Below are 15,547 nucleotides of genomic sequence, written 5' to 3' on the forward strand. Positions count from 1 at the left end.
CTAGTCGCTTGTTAGTAAGTCATTGATGGGGTTTTATTTAGCCTTAACAAATTCATCCAAACAATCAAACACATTGATATGTTGATATTGCCAATAGAGCTGAGATAACTCAGCTCTATTTTTTTTATGCTCAGCTTGCTGACTAGCATCGTTTTTATCCAACGACGTAGCAAGGTAAGCCATAAGTTGGCTAAATTCAGTTATCACCCTACCCGCAGCAGGAATAGACGCTGCATAGTCATAGCATTGGCGGCTGTCAGTACTATATTGCTGCTGATCAAATTGATAAAACACAATATCCGCTTGGCTTTGCAGCATATCGATATACAAAGACGAATAATCGGTAATTAATAGATCAACCTCATTAATAATTTCATAGGTATCTTGCCAATCACTGATATTAATAATGTTAGGGTAATTGGATATATCATTGCCAAGTTGGGCTTCATTAGGGTGAAGCCGTAATAAAAATAGCTGCTTATTAGCAACTAAATAAGCCGATAACAACTCAAAATCAAATGCTTGCAAATAAGGATTCGATTGTTTTTCAGCAAGGGCAGAGGCGTCACGCCATGACGGGGCATAAAGAATAATACTGTCAGCGTGATTAATTTGCTTAAGTTCATCAGCTAAGGAATTTGATTCGGGGTAGTGGCTGTAATAATCAGTGCGCGGATTACCGCAATTGAGCATTTGGTTAAGGTTGATGTTAAAGGCGCTGGCAAAAAGGTTGGCCACTAAATCACTGGGGGCAATCATATGATCAGGCTTTACTTTTTGCTGGTGGTATAAACTTGCAGAGTTAAGCTTTTCGCTCAGGCTTTTAGGGTGATAAATCGTTAATAACGGGCCGTTGTTAATATCATACTCAATACGTTTTAGCGGCGAGCCATGCCATAAATTAACCTTGGTGGCACCTTTAGCAAAATACTGATTAATATCACCAATATAACTAGTATAGAAATAAAACTCAGCGGTTAACGCATGATAAATCCCTTTGGCGCTCCAGCGGTGATACGCCTCATAGCCTTGTTGGTTTAATGCGCTGATAACATCGCCATCGCCACTTATCCAAATCGCGCGGATCGTTTTTGTGCGCTGCCAATGTAAAAACAGGTATTTGCTATTATCGGCAAATTTATTTTTATAACACCCCATCACTGCTTTGCGCGTTCTTGGCGTTAAGCCAGATAAAAAATATACGCTTTGAGTCATGACATATTTGATGCTATTGGCAATAAATTGGCTCATGCAATGTCTCCTTGACTGTAAATTCCTTTAAATACAAAGTTTAGCACTAAACTGCTAATAAGCTTAGGCAGCATTAACAGATTTAACCGCGAGGTTATTTTTAATCTCAGTGGTTGAAATATCGTCGGTACGGGTGAGGTACATGACTTCGCACTGGCTTTTTAAGAAATCAAATTCACCTTGCCAATCATCGCCGATGGCAAAAATATCAACATCAAAACGGCTAACATCAGCTGATTTTTGCTGCCAGTTATGCTCAGGAATGACCTTTGATACATATTTACAAGCCGCCACAATTTCTACCCGTTGCTGGTAGCTAAAGAAAGCTGCCTTGCCTTTTAGGGCATTAAATTCATCGGTAGAAACCCCAACAATCAGTTGATCGCACATTTTGCTTAGGCGCTGAAATAATCTCACATGGCCAAAGTGGAATAAATCAAATGTACCGTATGTAATGATGGTTTTCATAATGAATATCCTTTTTAATCAGTAATTAGCTGCAATCTCTAATTTAAAATCAATTTAGCTTTTAATGATGATGTCAGCTTGTTTGCTGTGAAACTTTTGCTGCAATATGTTTGCTAGGTAAAGTGGCTTTTGCGCTTGGGCAAATTCCATTTCAACCATTTGTATTTCTTCATCAGGGGTGTGCTGGTCAAAGTTCAATTGCACCGGACCATAGACGCCATAAGTGGTGTTGCTGTCATGCAAATGCTTATGTTTACTGGATGCGCCAAATAGGGCTAAATCGCCTTTGGCTGCTAACCAAAGTTGTGGCAGTAGTGAAAAAAACTTGTTGTTAAAATTAAACTTGTGCGCTTTAACGGCTTTATTGTGGTTGTTAATCACGGTTTCAGTCAGCAGTGGTTTATTGGGCTTGATGATCAATGCGCCCACAAATAAGGTCAGTAATAGTGGTGACAGTAAGATATAAAACATCATCATTAGTCCACGCTGCATTAGCGTGTGGTAATTACTGGCGCTTTGGGTCGATGTGGCGATTAAACTTTGATCTTCAATTTTGCTCCAACTGCTGGTTTGTGGGTCTATCATCAAGTCTTGGGAAATGATTTTATTGTTAACCGATAATTGCGGCCCAACATAGGTATTAGGCAAAATAATACTGTTTTGGATCTGGCTATCTTCAATAAAGCAGTATTTTCCCACCACCACCGCATCAGTTAATTGAGCTTTATGAGACACTTTGGTGTATTCACCAATTGCGCCATACACCTCGGCGCTATCTAATTGCGGCAGCTCGCATTGGGCTTCAACCATAAGGCTTTGGTTGCTTGAGCCTGTTTGGTGTTTGCGACCTTTACTGCTAAATATTTTGCTACAAATCACAAATTCAGTGGCTGCCACATAGCCTGATAAGCTGTCTAAATAAAAGCACTGACCATGAAGCACTTGGGCGATACTATCATCATGATCTACCGCTGTGGTTTGCAGTGGCCAGTTAAGCAATTGATTGTGTTTCCAGCCAGCGGGTAGCATCATCATTCCAGGGTTACGCTGCTCCATTGTTGCGTGAACAAATTTGGTGGGTACCATGCTGGAAAATGCCACAAAACGCTCTAGGCAAGGGCTTCTTAATATATCGCCTCGAACCACTAATGCCTGGGTGGTGTTATCGATATGCATTCTGGCAAGCACGCTATTAACTGCTTCTTGTGGCTTACTTAAAAAATACTCAATATTCAAACCCCATTGCTGGCCATTACCAATTTGGGCTTCCAGTTGTTCTGCATCAGCGCAAATCACCATTTTGACTTGGCTTATGCCTGCATCCGCTAAATCTTCTAGGGTGTACTCCACTAGAGGCTTGTTTGCTAGCGGTAATAGCGCTGGGCAATATTGCTGGTTTAGCGGCGCTAATTCATTTCCATTGCGGTTGGCAAATACGATAGCTTGCATAAGGTCTCCTAGTAGGCGCCACGCGCCAAAAGTACAGCTGGAATAGTTTTTAATAACAGTGTGATATCTTCTTTAAGCGATTGTTTGTAGATGTAATCAATGTCCAGTTCTACTTGCTTATCAAAAGGAATATCTGAGCGTCCGCTAACTTGCCAAATGCAGGTGATGCCAGGTTTTACCCCTAATCTGCGACGGTCGCTTAACTGATATTGGCTTACTTCATTAGGTAGTGCAGGTCTTGGGCCAACTAGTGACATATCACCAATTAACACGTTCCAAAGTTGTGGTAACTCATCGATTGAAGCTTTGCGGATAAGTTTTCCTATGGTGGTAATACGCGGATCTTGCTTCATTTTGAAAATGACGCCACCTTGCATTTCATTGTTTTGTTTGATTTTTTCTAACCTTTGCTCGGCATCAATATACATTGAGCGAAACTTCCACATGGTGAATGCTTGGTTATTTTTGCCACTGCGTGTTTGTGAAAAAAAGATCGCCCCTTTCGACTCAATTCGGATACTTAATGCGGTTAACGCAAATAATGGCGCTAATAAAATTAGCAAAATGCTAGCAGCAACAATATCGAATGTGCGTTTTGCAAATTGGCCACATTTGATTTTAAAGAAGTACCAATGACGGTTGTGATTTGAAATAGCTGATAGCGGCTGAGCCTTAGCTTGGCTGGTGGCTGAGGCCAAATTTAGCTGTTGTTTTTGCTTTAACACTCGCGCTAAAAATAGCGGGTTACCCACCACGTAGCGTTTCCACATGCGTTGTGGCTCTTGTGCTAAGCGCCATATCCATTCCATTCCTACTTGTCTGACAGCAATAGGTGCACGAGAAACATTATTGGCGAAGTAATCAAACAGTCCACCAACCCCAACGGCTGCGCCCACCTTTAATTGATATTTATGTTGCTCAATCCAATGTTCTTGCTTTGACGCCCCCATGCCGACGAGTAGTAGCTGCGCCCCTGATTGATTGATTTGCTCAATCACCTCTTGTTGGTTGCTTTCATTTAAATAACCATGATGACAGCCCACTATCTGTAAATCAGGGTACTGCTGTTTAAGGTTGGTTGCCGCCTCTTCAGTGGTGCCAGCAGTTGCCCCCAGGAAAAACAGTTTTATCCCTTGCTCACTGGCGTGTTGACACAGTAACGGCAGCATATCAGTACCATTCACATTGTCTTTAAGGCCGATACCGTGTAGCTGGCAAGCAATACGAATACCGCTACCATCAGCAAAAACTTGCTGGCATTGATTGAGAATATTTTTATAAGAGCTGTCTGTTGAGGCAATGTTCAAGCAGTCTGCATTTACAAAGGCAAAATGTTGGGTTTCATCGCCCACAGAGTGCTGCGCTGCTTTAACCAGTTTTTCAACACTGTCAGCCATTTTATTATTATCAATATTGACCCCAAGTAAGTTGAATTGCTCAGGGTAATTCAGCTCAGTAGAGACAACAATTAAACGGCAAATTAGGCACTTACTTAGGTTAATTAGGTAATGAAATAAGCTGCTAAATTCAGGGGCTGCATTATTGATATGTTCAATCCCCATATTGCGCTGCATTTTTTCAATGGAAAAAACACCAGGGCGGCTATTGGTTGAACTTGGCTCAAACACGCAATACTCAAAGGCACTGCCTAAAAAACCAATATCGCCTTTAATGATCCCCAATAAAAACGGCAGTCTTGAAAAGCGCCCTTGGCTAAATTGATACAGCGCAACTTGGCGATCTGATACATGAATGTAGATAGCATCAAAAATAGCTTGCTTTGAGCAGGCAAGTATTAAGGTTTTAAACACCATTATTGGTAGCATTAAAACCAGTAATATTATCGCCATAAAGCAATCAAAAGCGCGGACTGACAATAAGGTTGAGTCTGATGCCTGCGACTGGGTTTGAGTGTTTACTGATTGATGAGCGTCCATACCGTACCTCATAAAATGCAATGATTAATCGTTCGATACCTTGTTAAAGCACGAACTATTCCATATTTGTTAAGTATCTAATTAATAGTGTGTTATTGTGTTTTTAACTGTTTTTTTCGGTGGTTTTTTAGCTAGGGGCTTGCAATAAAAAGCTGACTTTGCAGAATGCGAATCGCACTGCAAAGCCAGAACAGGGAAGATGAGATAAGAGCTGCGGGTTACAATTTACTTTGTTGCATAAATTCACTTGAAACGCCGTCACGTGAAATACGTAGTTTTTGTAAAATGCCGATAAATTTTTGCCCAACAGCTTCGATAGCGATATAACCCCAAGCAGGTATTATCCACTGCGCATATGCGGCAATCATGGTGGTGACGGTTTTAAAGGTTTCACTTCTTATAATGCTAGGTGATGCTTTCATCGCGCGGTTAAACAGCTTTACAGCAGCGCTGCCATCACCGATTCGAATAGCTTGTCTTGATAAGTACCGTAATTGGAACCCGCGAGCAGACTCTTCATGTTGCTTTAATAATTTAGGAGCAAAACCACGGGCTTTTTCAATCATTTTCTCCCATGAGGCATATTGCTTCTCAAGGTTTGCTGATAAGCCACCATGATTAAGGCGGTAGTAAGTTAATGGCTCTGGTAGCCCTTCAATTTCCCAAGAGGTGGTTGCAGCAATACGTAACCAACATTCAATATCTTCTGATTGGCGGAAGTTCTCATCAAAGTAGCAGCTGTGGCGATTTTTACTGCTTGCTGGCTGAAAGCGTATGTCGTTTAAGGTGCTGCGGCGAATAACCGGCGCTGAGCCATTTCCTACAGGGTTACGGCATAATAAATGGGCAGCATCAATGTCAAAAAGTTTTGGCATTTGATAAAAATCGATAAACTTACCTTGATAATCAATAAAGCTTGAGCGTGAAAAACTTAATCCAACGTTGGGGTTCTTATCTAAATGCACCACATGGCGCTGTAGTTTTTCAGGGTGCCATAAATCATCAGAATCAATAAAGGCCACAAACTCACCTAATGAATGACGGATGCCGGTATTTCTTGCCGCTGCTAAACCTTTGTTGGTTTGATGACGGATGATATGTACTCTTGGATCGCCGATAAATTGTTTACATATTTGCATGCTATTATCATCACCGCGATCATCAACAATCAATAGCTCGAAGTTGTCATAGGTTTGCTTTAATACTGATTCAATAGCCGATTTAACAAACTGTTCAACGTTATAAACTGGCATTACTACTGAGATTCTAGGAGACATAATGTTTTCCTTAACTGTTTGTAACAGTTGGTTGATTAAATGAGATACGGCTGCTGTACCAGCAAAGCCAAGGCATAATAATTAAGTAAGTCACCATCACACTCAGTGCGACTGTGCTTAAGCTGAACTGACTTGCAACACTGATCACCAGGGTTAACAAAGCGGTGATAGCTAAATTGAGTTTGAAATTTAAACGGCTATGGCCGTGGGCAAGTAATAACTGACTGGCGGCTTCTGCCATTGGGCGAACAAGGCCGCTTAAACATAAGAAGATGAACACTGAAATGGCATCGGTTGTTAACCATTGCTCACCGTATACAAATGGCACGTAAAGGGGCGCAAGTGTTGTTTGTAAGATGATGATAGGGGCGGTAATCGCGCTAATGGCCATCACACTGTGACGAAACTTCTGCTTAGCAACTTGTTGGCTATTTGCTACATTGCTCGCGATTTTATCGTCGCTACAAAGGTGCGAGTAAAACGCGGTACCAAAGCTTTGAACTAGCCCTAAACTGATCCCCAAGCTGACGTTGTAAGCAAAGAAGTAAACCCCCAGAGCCTCAACCCCCATGAAGTAACCAATGACCAGATAATCAATGCTTTGTCTTAGGGTGTTAATCAAATCGCTTGAGCTCACCGGAATGCTAAAGCTAAGGATTGATTTAACATTTTTAACGGATGCTTTTTGGGTAAAAGTCGGTAACGGATTGCCATTTTTATGCAGGTAAATCCAGACCAATACCATCACCACTTTAGGGATAATAATGGCCCACAAGCCAAAGCCGCTCAGTGCAAGTATTGCAGTTAAGATGCCATCGCCCACGGTTTGCCAAAGGTTGGCGCTAGCCACTTTACGCATATTGTTGTTACGTAAGTTCACCGTGGCGTACAACATGCCAAATGGCAGTAATAAATAACTACTGGCAACAAACAAGATAGGCAGAACAAGTTGGCTGTCTTGGTAGTAATAAGCCAGTGGTAAGCTGATTAAACTCATTAGTGCAAAGGCAATAAGGCAGGCGCCGAAGTTAATCACATTGGCGCTGGCTAAGTTGTCTTTAAACTCGGTATCATTCATGCGAATAAGTGCTGCTGAAGTAATGCGGCGAGTTGGAGTACAAATTAATTCAAATAGGGTTAAGGTAATGGCCACTTGACCGAAGATTTCTGGTGTCAGTAATCTCGCTGTTATCACGCTAGCTGCTAATCTCACAATACGGCCACTAAACTGAGCACTCGCCAACCACATTAGGTTTTTACCCAATGTACGAATGCCTTGATTCAGCATTTGATTGACGGTCGTTTTAGGACCTAGTGAGTTAGTGGTTGTTTGCATTATTTGTACCCTTGATCTTGTTAGCTAATTTGATCTTGTTTGCAAATTCAAATTAGGACTAGCTGACTGCATACAAGGGGAGTTACACTTATCGTGCCAACTTTTATATGTATGTTTTAATTGGGTTTTATTATTTTACGGGGTAAGTGCTGCTGAGGTGTTTTAGCAAATTGAGATAGGGCCGTTGCAGTTTGCAATACTTTAACTGAGAGCATCAAAGCGCTTTTCATTGGTTTGCTTTGATGTATGGCGTTAACCCGTTTAGGATTGATTTAGCTATTCACTTTAGCTATTTACTTTAGCTATTCACTCTAGCTAATAGTGGTGCCAGCGTGTATTGGCAAGTGAGTGAAAGGCAAAACTAACAGGATGGACAAATGAACAAATCGACCTCTTTATTGATGAGCATGGGTTTGCTGCCAGCGAGCTTAACCTTGTTAGCTGGATTAACTTTATCAGGCTGTAGCCAAGATGTGCCAAAGCAGCAAACTGAGCAATCGACTATGCAATCAAGTGCGCAATCAAGTGCGCAATCAACTGCAGCAGTTGAAAGTAGCTTGTGTACTCAAGCTTGGTTTAAGCAAGTAGATCAACAACTGATTTCAGGCGATGGTCAAGGTCATGGGCCTGACTTAGGCTCAGATGAATGGCAGTCGGTGATTGAATTTAAGTTAGGTGTAAGGGGCGACACTGATGTGCCAAATCGACACTCTAAGGCTTGGTGCGCGTATGTGCAGCAGAAGTTATCTCAGTAACCAGCTGCCATTATCTATGTGAGTGTTATCCATTTTTATCAGCTCTTATCAAGGGCTGACTTCTGCGTCACTTTAGCGGTTAGCGCTTAAAGAGGGGTGATAGCTGTGCATGCTATGGGGTTTAATCATCTATTACCAAAAAATTGTTGATAATGTAACAACTATTAGCCCCTTTAAGCATAGGGACCTAGCGACTATAATCAACGTTCTTATGTCGTTAGGAAGTTATTTTAATTCTGTTTGCTATGGCGGGGTTAAATAAGCTTATAACCATATAAAGTGCTTAATTAATAAAAGTTTTTTACATAAAAAGTTAAAAGTAACTTATTAAATAAGCATTTGTTTTGAGTTTATTTAGCTTAGCTAAGCAAAGTAATGATTTTATTGAATACTTTATAACTTATGGCATTCGGCAGTTGCATTTCCCGTGGATGAAAGCCGGGAATATTAATGAAAGTGGAGACAGTAAATATGACACATCCAATTATTGAAGACTTAAACAATCGCTATACAGCAAAGCGTTATGATCCTTCAAAGCGTGTTTCAAAAGAAGATTTAGCGGTGATCTGTGAGGCGATGCGACTTTCAGCATCTTCAATTAATTCACAGCCTTGGAAGTTTATTGTGCTTGAAAGTGATGCAGCAAAACAAAGAATGCACGACACTTTCGCCAATAAATATCAGTTCAATCAGCCCCATGCTAAAGCCTGTTCTCATATTATTTTATTTGCCCATAACCCTCACTATACCCGTGACGATTATGCCAAAGTGGTTGATAAGGGCATTGAAGATGGTCGCACAAAACCTGAAAATCGCGAGCAAGCTTTTGGTGGTTACTCTTTTGCTGAATTAAATACCGATGCACAGGGCAATAACGAGGCGTGGACACGCTCTCAAGCTTATCTTGCACTGGGTAACACCTTGCATACTTTAGCCCGTTTAGGTATCGACTCGACCACAATGGAAGGGGTTGATAGTAAACTTATCGGTGATATTTTTGCCGAAGAATTAGATGGTTATGAATGCTATGTTGGTTTAGCTATCGGTTACCATCATAGTGATGAAGATTACAATGCCAGCTTACCTAAGTCGCGTCTTGCATTTGATCAAGTGATAAAAATTATTTAATGGCGTAAGCCATAGCCGCTGTGATGACAGTGTTTTGTTACCACTTAGGTAACAAAACACAATGATTAGTCCTTCAAGGCAGCGGCTTTTTTGAGTACGGCTTCTGGCTCTTCAGCTCGCAGCGTCATACCTAATACAATTAATCCCGGCCAAAATAAATAGGCTAGAATTTCTAAATTCTCGCCGAAGGTATATAAACTTAACATCAGTAAAATTGCCATGCCGACTCTGGCCATAGGCTGACTAAATAATCGGATCAATAATATCAAGAAGGTGACTAACATCGGAATTGCTAACGCTACAGCGCCGACAACGCCTTTAACAAACAATAATCCATACCAAGTATGATGCGAGCCTATGGGCATGTATTCCACCATGTGCGGCCCTCGCTCAACGATACCATGGCCAAAGATCACCGCTTCATTCATCCACCTTTCAACGGCAATATCAGCCAAAGCTTGACGAACGCGAGTTGAATCGGCGCGGGCAGCTTTTATGGCGGCAATACTGATTTGTATTTTGTTGATAGTTGCTTCACCGACAACCCCAATAAGTAACATTAACGGGCTAAGTAAAAAGTACAGTAAAGGTGAGCGCACAAGTTTAAATAGGGTGAAAAAGCCGATTAAGGCGAAATAACACACCAAGCCAAGACGGGATTGCGACATTAATACCATCAGTAAACTGCCTGCAATGCCCCACTTTTTCCAACGTGAATCCTTTTCTTGTACGGCAAAAATAAAATATAAGTTACCTAGCATGCCTAATGCCGGTGCCCATGGGGTAAACAGACGCCAGCGGGGAACGCCGCTGCCAGGGTCGATTTCATATAAACTGACGCTGAAAAACTCAGGCCCTGGGCCACCAATAATGCTCAGTGGCGACACATATAAGGTGCTGGGCAAGCCAACTTTCCAAGCAATTAAAAACAGCGGGAACAGCAAAATAGTATGTTTGCAGACTCTGCAGCAGGCGCGATAAATAATTTCAGGCCGAATAGATAAGCAGCCAATAAGCGGAAATATTGCCAGTAAGGCCCAGCCTTTGGCCCAGCCAATAGATGATTTAATTAATTTGCCAATACCTAAGCCAAAATCGAGGTGGCCGACCACTAAGGCAATAAGCATGAACAACATGCCAAACACCCATACATAATGGCTGATGCTAATTCTATATGTTTGCTGACCTGAAATTTTTTTATAAAGTAAGCGTGCAAATAGCACCCATGCAATCACAGGTGCAATGACATATAAAGCACCAAACAGCCAAAATAAATAACTATAAACAATGCTGTTGTATATTATTTTTTCGTCAACATTTTGCGCAACAATGGTTTGCGGATCCATAAAATGCTCAACCCTAGCAGTAACATGAAAGAAGCGCTTAACCCACCAAAGATAATTAGTATGCTGGCTAATTTATTGGGAGAATGAGCTAAACTCGGCGGCGAAAATAATTGCAACATGGGGTAAGCCGAGTAGATATCTGATTTACCCACATCCAATTTTGCCATCGCAGAGGTTAATACCGTAGTGGCTAACTGGTGTTCACGTTGTAAATCTGCAAGCTTGGCGGCATCATCGTTACTGTGCTGCAAGCGTAGCTCCCACTGATCAATTTGCGCGATCAGTGAATCTACTTCTGATTGCGTCGCTTGTCGTTTTGAGGCTATGGTAATGAACTCTTGCATCATCACTGCGCGGCCATCAACATCATCCACCGTTAGCATCATTAAAATTTTCTCATCTTGAAATCCAATAATGGTATTAAAGCGCTGCTTCATACTATCGAAGATACTGTCTAACTCTGCTTTTAGGGTGACTAATGTCGGGTGACGACGACCCAAGCGCCCAGCATTTTCAATGTAAGTGGTATTGGCGGTGTTGTGTTTTTCAAGTAACTGCTGAAACAGCTTATCATTGTTGAGTTTGAGTAAAATCGCAGCTTGTGAGTCATTAATGCCAAGGTGTTTTTCATAGAGTTCATAGCTGGCATTTAAACCTTGCAGTGACGCTGAAAGGGTCACTTTACTATGGCGTAAGCGCTCAATGGTGATGGCTAACTCTTTAAACTGATCAAGGGTTATTAGGCCTCGCTCAGATTGAAAATCCAGTAATTGCTTTTGTGTTTGCTTTACTCGGGCGTTATAGCTTTTCAGGCTACGTTGAATACCTCGCTCGCGCAGGCTATTTTCATCAAAACGCAGATCATCAAGAATGTCTTGTAAAGAACGATACATAGCCCAGCCACGTTTTTGAGCTTGCTCTGGCGATGCGCCATTAATACTAAACTCCATTAAGCCCGTTTGACTGGGGAGTTTAAGTTTGGGTTTTGGTATTTCATTGCTAGGCACTTTTAAATAAAACGCAGCGGTTTGCATCAGCAAGCTGCTCATGGAAATCGCTTTAAAATTCTCTCTTGGATCAATGGCCGAGCTCATATAAGGCGAGCTATTGGAGCTACTTGCTTGACCAAGGCTGTCAAGGCTTAGGGAAGACCCCGCTGCGACCCCAGGTAATATGACCACCCATTTACTTTCGTATTTGGTGGGGGTTAGCGCGATAAAAACAGCCACCAACAGCCAGACAATGAGCAGTGATATCAAGGCTGTTTTGATGTACAGGCGTTTACGGGCTTTAGGGGTTAAGTGGCTGCCTTCTAATGTGGCGCGTTTAATCCAATATAAATAGGCAAGTTCTGAAAAGCTGGCGTAATCTTGCTCTGTTTCGATGTCAGTGTTTTGTGCGCTTTGGGTTTCATTTTCAAGCTTAACGTCAGTATCAGCACTGGAGCTTGTGTGCGCCCCTGCCCCAGAGTCTGCTTGTTTCTGGCTCTGTTCGCCTTTGCCGCTTTTGCAGTTTCCTTGGCTCATTATTGTCTCCTTACAACCATCCGATAAGGGTTGTTGGCACGACCAATTCAGTTACTGTTCTGGCTATTTCACGGATATTAGTTACGCGAGAGTCATAACAGGCAAGTCCATCACCGGGGAGTAATACTGGGTTTGATTCATTATTCCAGGCCGTTTGAATTAAGCCATCAATTGAGCGTTCGACAATATCTATTTGATTAGATAATGGATTTTTAGTCACTAGGATAACGTAACGACTGGCATTGGTGGTTTGGGCACCACCGACACAGTTGGCCGCAATGGCGCCATTTAGCAAGCGGGTGCCGTAAGGAAAGCGTGTTGCTTCACGGTCTACTGCTGACTGACTATTTGAACTTGCAGGTTGCGTTAAGTTTGACATAAATACCCTGATCCCTGGTGTTGTCAACTGAGAAGGTCTGGCTAATTGATCATTAAATGAATGCGTCGAAGGAACATGTACATGATCGCCAGCCATTAAAGTCATGTTTGGTACTTTCTCTCCCGTTAGCATACCACGTAAATCCATATTGAAAACCTGACCATTACGGATGACCTTAATTGCTGAAATATCAGCATCTGGGCGCACCCCACCAGAAGACTTCACCGCGGCGGCTACATTACGCTGAATGGCTTGGTCACCAGCAAAGTTACTGCCATCATCTTTAAGTTCAATGGGGAGTTTTTTGTTGATCATGTGCTGACCTGGCTCAAATACTGCGCCAGAGGTGGTGATTTCAATAGGTGCCCAGCTAATAGGTAATATACTGATACGCACCGCATGGGCCAACATCAGATTTTCATCGATTAATATGTTTCTGATTTGATTGTTTAATTGATTAAGAGTCAGTCCTGTAACTGAAATTGGCGGTAAATAAGGCAGATAGATATTGCCGTCGGCATCTACTTCCACATCTTTACTAAATTCATCACCATTGAGTATTTTTACCGAAATTTTATCCCCTACAGATAATGACAACGCTTGCTGGGTATCAACCACCATCGACTTATTACCGAAAATTGGCGCAGTAGGGAAAGTCGTATGGTTTGAGGTCACAGCGCTGACCTTTCTGTTATAAGGCGTTTTTTGGCCAAAGTAATGGCAGCTAGTGAGTTGCTGCTCTAAATCACAAACATCTTGCTCAGCTGGTTGCATAGGGGTCACGCAAGCGGTTAAGCCTGCGATAATAGCGATAGAAAGTAGTGATTTGAATATGTTCATTTCTGTTCCCCTTTACGTCCGTGATTTAGTGGTTCCTGCTTAGCTTGCTAACTCTGAGATGATTTGTTCATCAAAGTCAGAGGGTTCAACAATACTGCTATGACGCAAAAAATCTAACGCTAACGCCTCAGTTTCAAAAATCTCAAAAATATGGTGTAGGCGCGTTAATTCAATTAATGAACGTACCGCAGGACTAGGTGACAGTAATACGATGTTGCCTTGATAATTAAGCGCTTGATTACGGGCGGAGATAAGCACAGATAAGCCACTTGAATCGATGTACTCTAAATGCTGCATGTCGATAACTAAGCGGGTATGGCCTCTATCAATATAATCAACCAGTGCCGCTCGGTAAGTTGGGGTATGAGCCATAAACATTCTGATAGGTAATGTTACTACACTTGCATGTTGGGCTACTTTGATTTCAAATTTCATAACCTGCTCCTAAACATCTATTGATGCGCTAACTTTGATTAACTAAATCGTGATGAGATAAATGACGTCTAAAATTGAATGGGTGGATTAATCATTTATCCTCTGCTTAATCTATAGTTAGCAGGATGCGTGCCAATTATTTAGTTGTTATTAATCAGTGGTTTGAGGTTTTGTTTTGCTGTCGTCTGGCTGTGTGTTGCTTATTGCTAAGCTTTAATTGCGGTTTAAAACTATGTCGTTGCAGAATGCAAAAGCACTGATTACAACTTCACGACCTAGTATTTGCAATTCGCAGTATTGATTTAGTTTATATTGCAGGGAAGGGTCAGCCTAAGTACAGATAATATGAATTTTCGATAAAACGGCTTTGGTTTGATATGGATTGTTTGATATAGAGTGTTTGCTAACTTGTATTTGGGCAAAGACGTATTTCAAGTTGGTTTATGAATGTCTGGACATAACTTTAGCAACTAAATATCTACTAGGTTCTTTCCTAGTAGTGATAAAATATCCGCATTAGAATAACCGAGAAAATCTATGTTTATCCATCATGTTAACGGCATCGACTGGCTGGTGATTACAGCTTTTGAAGAACTTAAAACTTTATTTATTGAAGAAGCTGGTGCGATCCCCTTTTGCTTCTCAACCGCCAGCGAATTGAACCTGATTGATCAAGCCAAGCGCACTTATGGATATTTGCCTGCACTCAGCGGCGTAATCACAGATACTGGCACTTTTCAACGTCAGGATAACGAAGAAGATTTGAACCCACAACTTGCCTGCATAGTTGAGGGGCGTGGTCGGGTATTTATCTATCACGGCGGCTTTGTGGCTTTTGTGGATGACGAGCAAACCTTTATTACCCGAATGGACTGAACATTATTCAGTAAGTTGAAATCGGCGAATTGGCATCCTTAGCCATGCAAAGCTGGATTAACTATGTTGTTATCGCTAATGCTTATCAAAGGTGTGTCGCTATTGGTTTACATTCCGCCCAAAGCATTAGCCCAAGTTTATACTTAATCTCAAGTGAGTGCCTAATACCGTTGCCTGTTGCTGCACCTGATCCATCCATTGATGCATTATCCATAAGCCGCGGCCGTTGGCTTTGTGTTTGTTAGGACAAGTGCTAGGGGGGGCTAGTGGGGTAAAGTTTGAGTTATCTAATATATCAATAATCAACTTGTTATCGTTTTTCTGTAATAACAGCTTAATATCTTCAGCGTCATCAGCGCTGTGCTGTTGCACATTATTGGTGGCTTCGAGTGCACAACTGATGAGTTTGAAGCGTTGTAATGGCTCAACCTTATTGCTGATCAAAAACTGTTCTAGTTCGTCATAAACTTGATCTGCTGTCATTGAATTGATGCTTATGTTCAATTGAGTGTTATTCATATTAACTCCTTAAGCTGTGGGTCAC

The 15,547-nt window shown here is 41.7% G+C and carries 14 protein-coding genes; 3 read left to right on the forward strand and 11 right to left on the reverse strand.

Annotated features, from left to right (window positions below; all coding sequences use genetic code 11):
- Positions 1 to 33: 33 nt before the first annotated feature.
- The 6 genes from BCU91_RS10655 to BCU91_RS10680 all read right to left on the reverse strand — a co-directional run bounded on the left by BCU91_RS10655 (position 34) and on the right by BCU91_RS10680 (position 7,718).
- Positions 34 to 1,251, reverse strand: a complete 1,218-nt coding sequence (locus BCU91_RS10655) for a CDP-glycerol glycerophosphotransferase family protein (protein WP_241900947.1) — start codon at positions 1,249 to 1,251, stop codon at positions 34 to 36.
- 63 nt (positions 1,252 to 1,314) lie between these two features.
- Positions 1,315 to 1,719 carry a glycerol-3-phosphate cytidylyltransferase gene (tagD, locus tag BCU91_RS10660; RefSeq protein ID WP_102439637.1) on the reverse strand — a complete coding sequence of 135 codons (405 nt, stop codon included), beginning with the start codon at positions 1,717 to 1,719 and terminating at the stop codon, positions 1,315 to 1,317.
- A 54-nt stretch (positions 1,720 to 1,773) separates the two neighbouring features.
- Positions 1,774 to 3,168 (reverse strand): NDP-sugar synthase, encoded by a 1,395-nt coding sequence (locus BCU91_RS10665; RefSeq protein ID WP_102439636.1) that lies wholly within the window; start codon positions 3,166 to 3,168, stop codon positions 1,774 to 1,776.
- Positions 3,169 to 3,176: 8 nt separating this feature from the next.
- Positions 3,177 to 5,105: a WecB/TagA/CpsF family glycosyltransferase gene (locus BCU91_RS10670; protein WP_102531443.1), complete on the reverse strand. Its 1,929-nt coding sequence runs from the start codon at positions 5,103 to 5,105 to the stop codon at positions 3,177 to 3,179.
- Between the two features lie 218 nt (positions 5,106 to 5,323).
- Positions 5,324 to 6,382 carry a glycosyltransferase family A protein gene (locus BCU91_RS10675; protein WP_102439634.1) on the reverse strand — a complete coding sequence of 353 codons (1,059 nt, stop codon included), beginning with the start codon at positions 6,380 to 6,382 and terminating at the stop codon, positions 5,324 to 5,326.
- A gap of 10 nt (positions 6,383 to 6,392) precedes the next feature.
- Positions 6,393 to 7,718, reverse strand: coding sequence for an oligosaccharide flippase family protein (locus BCU91_RS10680; protein ID WP_102439633.1), 1,326 nt, complete (start codon positions 7,716 to 7,718; stop codon positions 6,393 to 6,395).
- A 377-nt stretch (positions 7,719 to 8,095) separates the two neighbouring features.
- Here BCU91_RS10680 and BCU91_RS10685 point away from each other — a divergent pair, with 377 nt between their 5' ends.
- On the forward strand, positions 8,096 to 8,473 hold the full coding sequence (locus BCU91_RS10685) for a hypothetical protein (protein ID WP_102439632.1): 378 nt from the start codon (positions 8,096 to 8,098) through the stop codon (positions 8,471 to 8,473).
- Positions 8,474 to 8,944: 471 nt separating this feature from the next.
- Complete coding sequence (locus BCU91_RS10690) at positions 8,945 to 9,601, forward strand: NAD(P)H-dependent oxidoreductase (RefSeq protein ID WP_102439631.1); 657 nt, start codon at positions 8,945 to 8,947, stop codon at positions 9,599 to 9,601.
- A 65-nt stretch (positions 9,602 to 9,666) separates the two neighbouring features.
- Here the strand turns inward: BCU91_RS10690 and BCU91_RS10695 are convergent, their stop codons facing one another.
- From BCU91_RS10695 to BCU91_RS10710, 4 genes are read right to left on the reverse strand one after another with little or no spacing between them, the layout of a single operon-like run.
- A complete protein-coding gene (locus tag BCU91_RS10695) occupies positions 9,667 to 10,947 on the reverse strand; it encodes a capsular biosynthesis protein (protein ID WP_102519059.1) in 1,281 nt (426 codons plus the stop codon).
- Complete coding sequence (locus BCU91_RS10700; protein WP_241904064.1) at positions 10,902 to 12,473, reverse strand: exopolysaccharide biosynthesis protein; 1,572 nt, start codon at positions 12,471 to 12,473, stop codon at positions 10,902 to 10,904. Before BCU91_RS10700 ends, BCU91_RS10695 begins: the two co-directional genes overlap by 46 nt.
- A 10-nt stretch (positions 12,474 to 12,483) precedes the next feature.
- Complete coding sequence (locus BCU91_RS10705; RefSeq protein WP_102439629.1) at positions 12,484 to 13,692, reverse strand: polysaccharide biosynthesis/export family protein; 1,209 nt, start codon at positions 13,690 to 13,692, stop codon at positions 12,484 to 12,486.
- A gap of 39 nt (positions 13,693 to 13,731) precedes the next feature.
- Positions 13,732 to 14,127, reverse strand: coding sequence for an STAS domain-containing protein (locus BCU91_RS10710; RefSeq protein ID WP_076542877.1), 396 nt, complete (start codon positions 14,125 to 14,127; stop codon positions 13,732 to 13,734).
- 537 nt (positions 14,128 to 14,664) lie between these two features.
- Between BCU91_RS10710 and BCU91_RS10715 the strand changes: the two genes are divergently transcribed.
- Entirely contained in the window at positions 14,665 to 15,003 is a 339-nt protein-coding gene (locus BCU91_RS10715) for a cytosolic protein (protein ID WP_102439628.1), read from the forward strand.
- A 126-nt stretch (positions 15,004 to 15,129) separates the two neighbouring features.
- Here the strand turns inward: BCU91_RS10715 and BCU91_RS10720 are convergent, their stop codons facing one another.
- A complete protein-coding gene (locus tag BCU91_RS10720) occupies positions 15,130 to 15,522 on the reverse strand; it encodes an ATP-binding protein (protein ID WP_102439627.1) in 393 nt (130 codons plus the stop codon).
- Positions 15,523 to 15,547 lie beyond the last annotated feature (25 nt).

Origin of the sequence: Shewanella sp. 10N.286.52.B9 (assembly GCF_002873635.1) — a bacterium.
In the GTDB taxonomy this organism is placed as follows: Bacteria; Pseudomonadota; Gammaproteobacteria; order Enterobacterales; family Shewanellaceae; genus Shewanella.

Coding starts and splice junctions, on each gene's coding strand:
- BCU91_RS10680 (WP_102439633.1), bottom strand. CDS start 7,718: ATGCAAACAACCACTAACTCACTAGGTCCTAAAACGACCGTCAATCAA.
- BCU91_RS10685 (WP_102439632.1), top strand. CDS start 8,096: ATGAACAAATCGACCTCTTTATTGATGAGCATGGGTTTGCTGCCAGCG.
- BCU91_RS10700 (WP_241904064.1), bottom strand. CDS start 12,473: ATGAGCCAAGGAAACTGCAAAAGCGGCAAAGGCGAACAGAGCCAGAAA.
- tagD (WP_102439637.1), bottom strand. CDS start 1,719: ATGAAAACCATCATTACATACGGTACATTTGATTTATTCCACTTTGGC.
- BCU91_RS10670 (WP_102531443.1), bottom strand. CDS start 5,105: ATGGACGCTCATCAATCAGTAAACACTCAAACCCAGTCGCAGGCATCA.
- BCU91_RS10655 (WP_241900947.1), bottom strand. CDS start 1,251: ATGAGCCAATTTATTGCCAATAGCATCAAATATGTCATGACTCAAAGC.
- BCU91_RS10690 (WP_102439631.1), top strand. CDS start 8,945: ATGACACATCCAATTATTGAAGACTTAAACAATCGCTATACAGCAAAG.
- BCU91_RS10675 (WP_102439634.1), bottom strand. CDS start 6,382: ATGTCTCCTAGAATCTCAGTAGTAATGCCAGTTTATAACGTTGAACAG.
- BCU91_RS10695 (WP_102519059.1), bottom strand. CDS start 10,947: ATGGATCCGCAAACCATTGTTGCGCAAAATGTTGACGAAAAAATAATA.
- BCU91_RS10720 (WP_102439627.1), bottom strand. CDS start 15,522: ATGAATAACACTCAATTGAACATAAGCATCAATTCAATGACAGCAGAT.
- BCU91_RS10665 (WP_102439636.1), bottom strand. CDS start 3,168: ATGCAAGCTATCGTATTTGCCAACCGCAATGGAAATGAATTAGCGCCG.
- BCU91_RS10705 (WP_102439629.1), bottom strand. CDS start 13,692: ATGAACATATTCAAATCACTACTTTCTATCGCTATTATCGCAGGCTTA.
- BCU91_RS10715 (WP_102439628.1), top strand. CDS start 14,665: ATGTTTATCCATCATGTTAACGGCATCGACTGGCTGGTGATTACAGCT.
- BCU91_RS10710 (WP_076542877.1), bottom strand. CDS start 14,127: ATGAAATTTGAAATCAAAGTAGCCCAACATGCAAGTGTAGTAACATTA.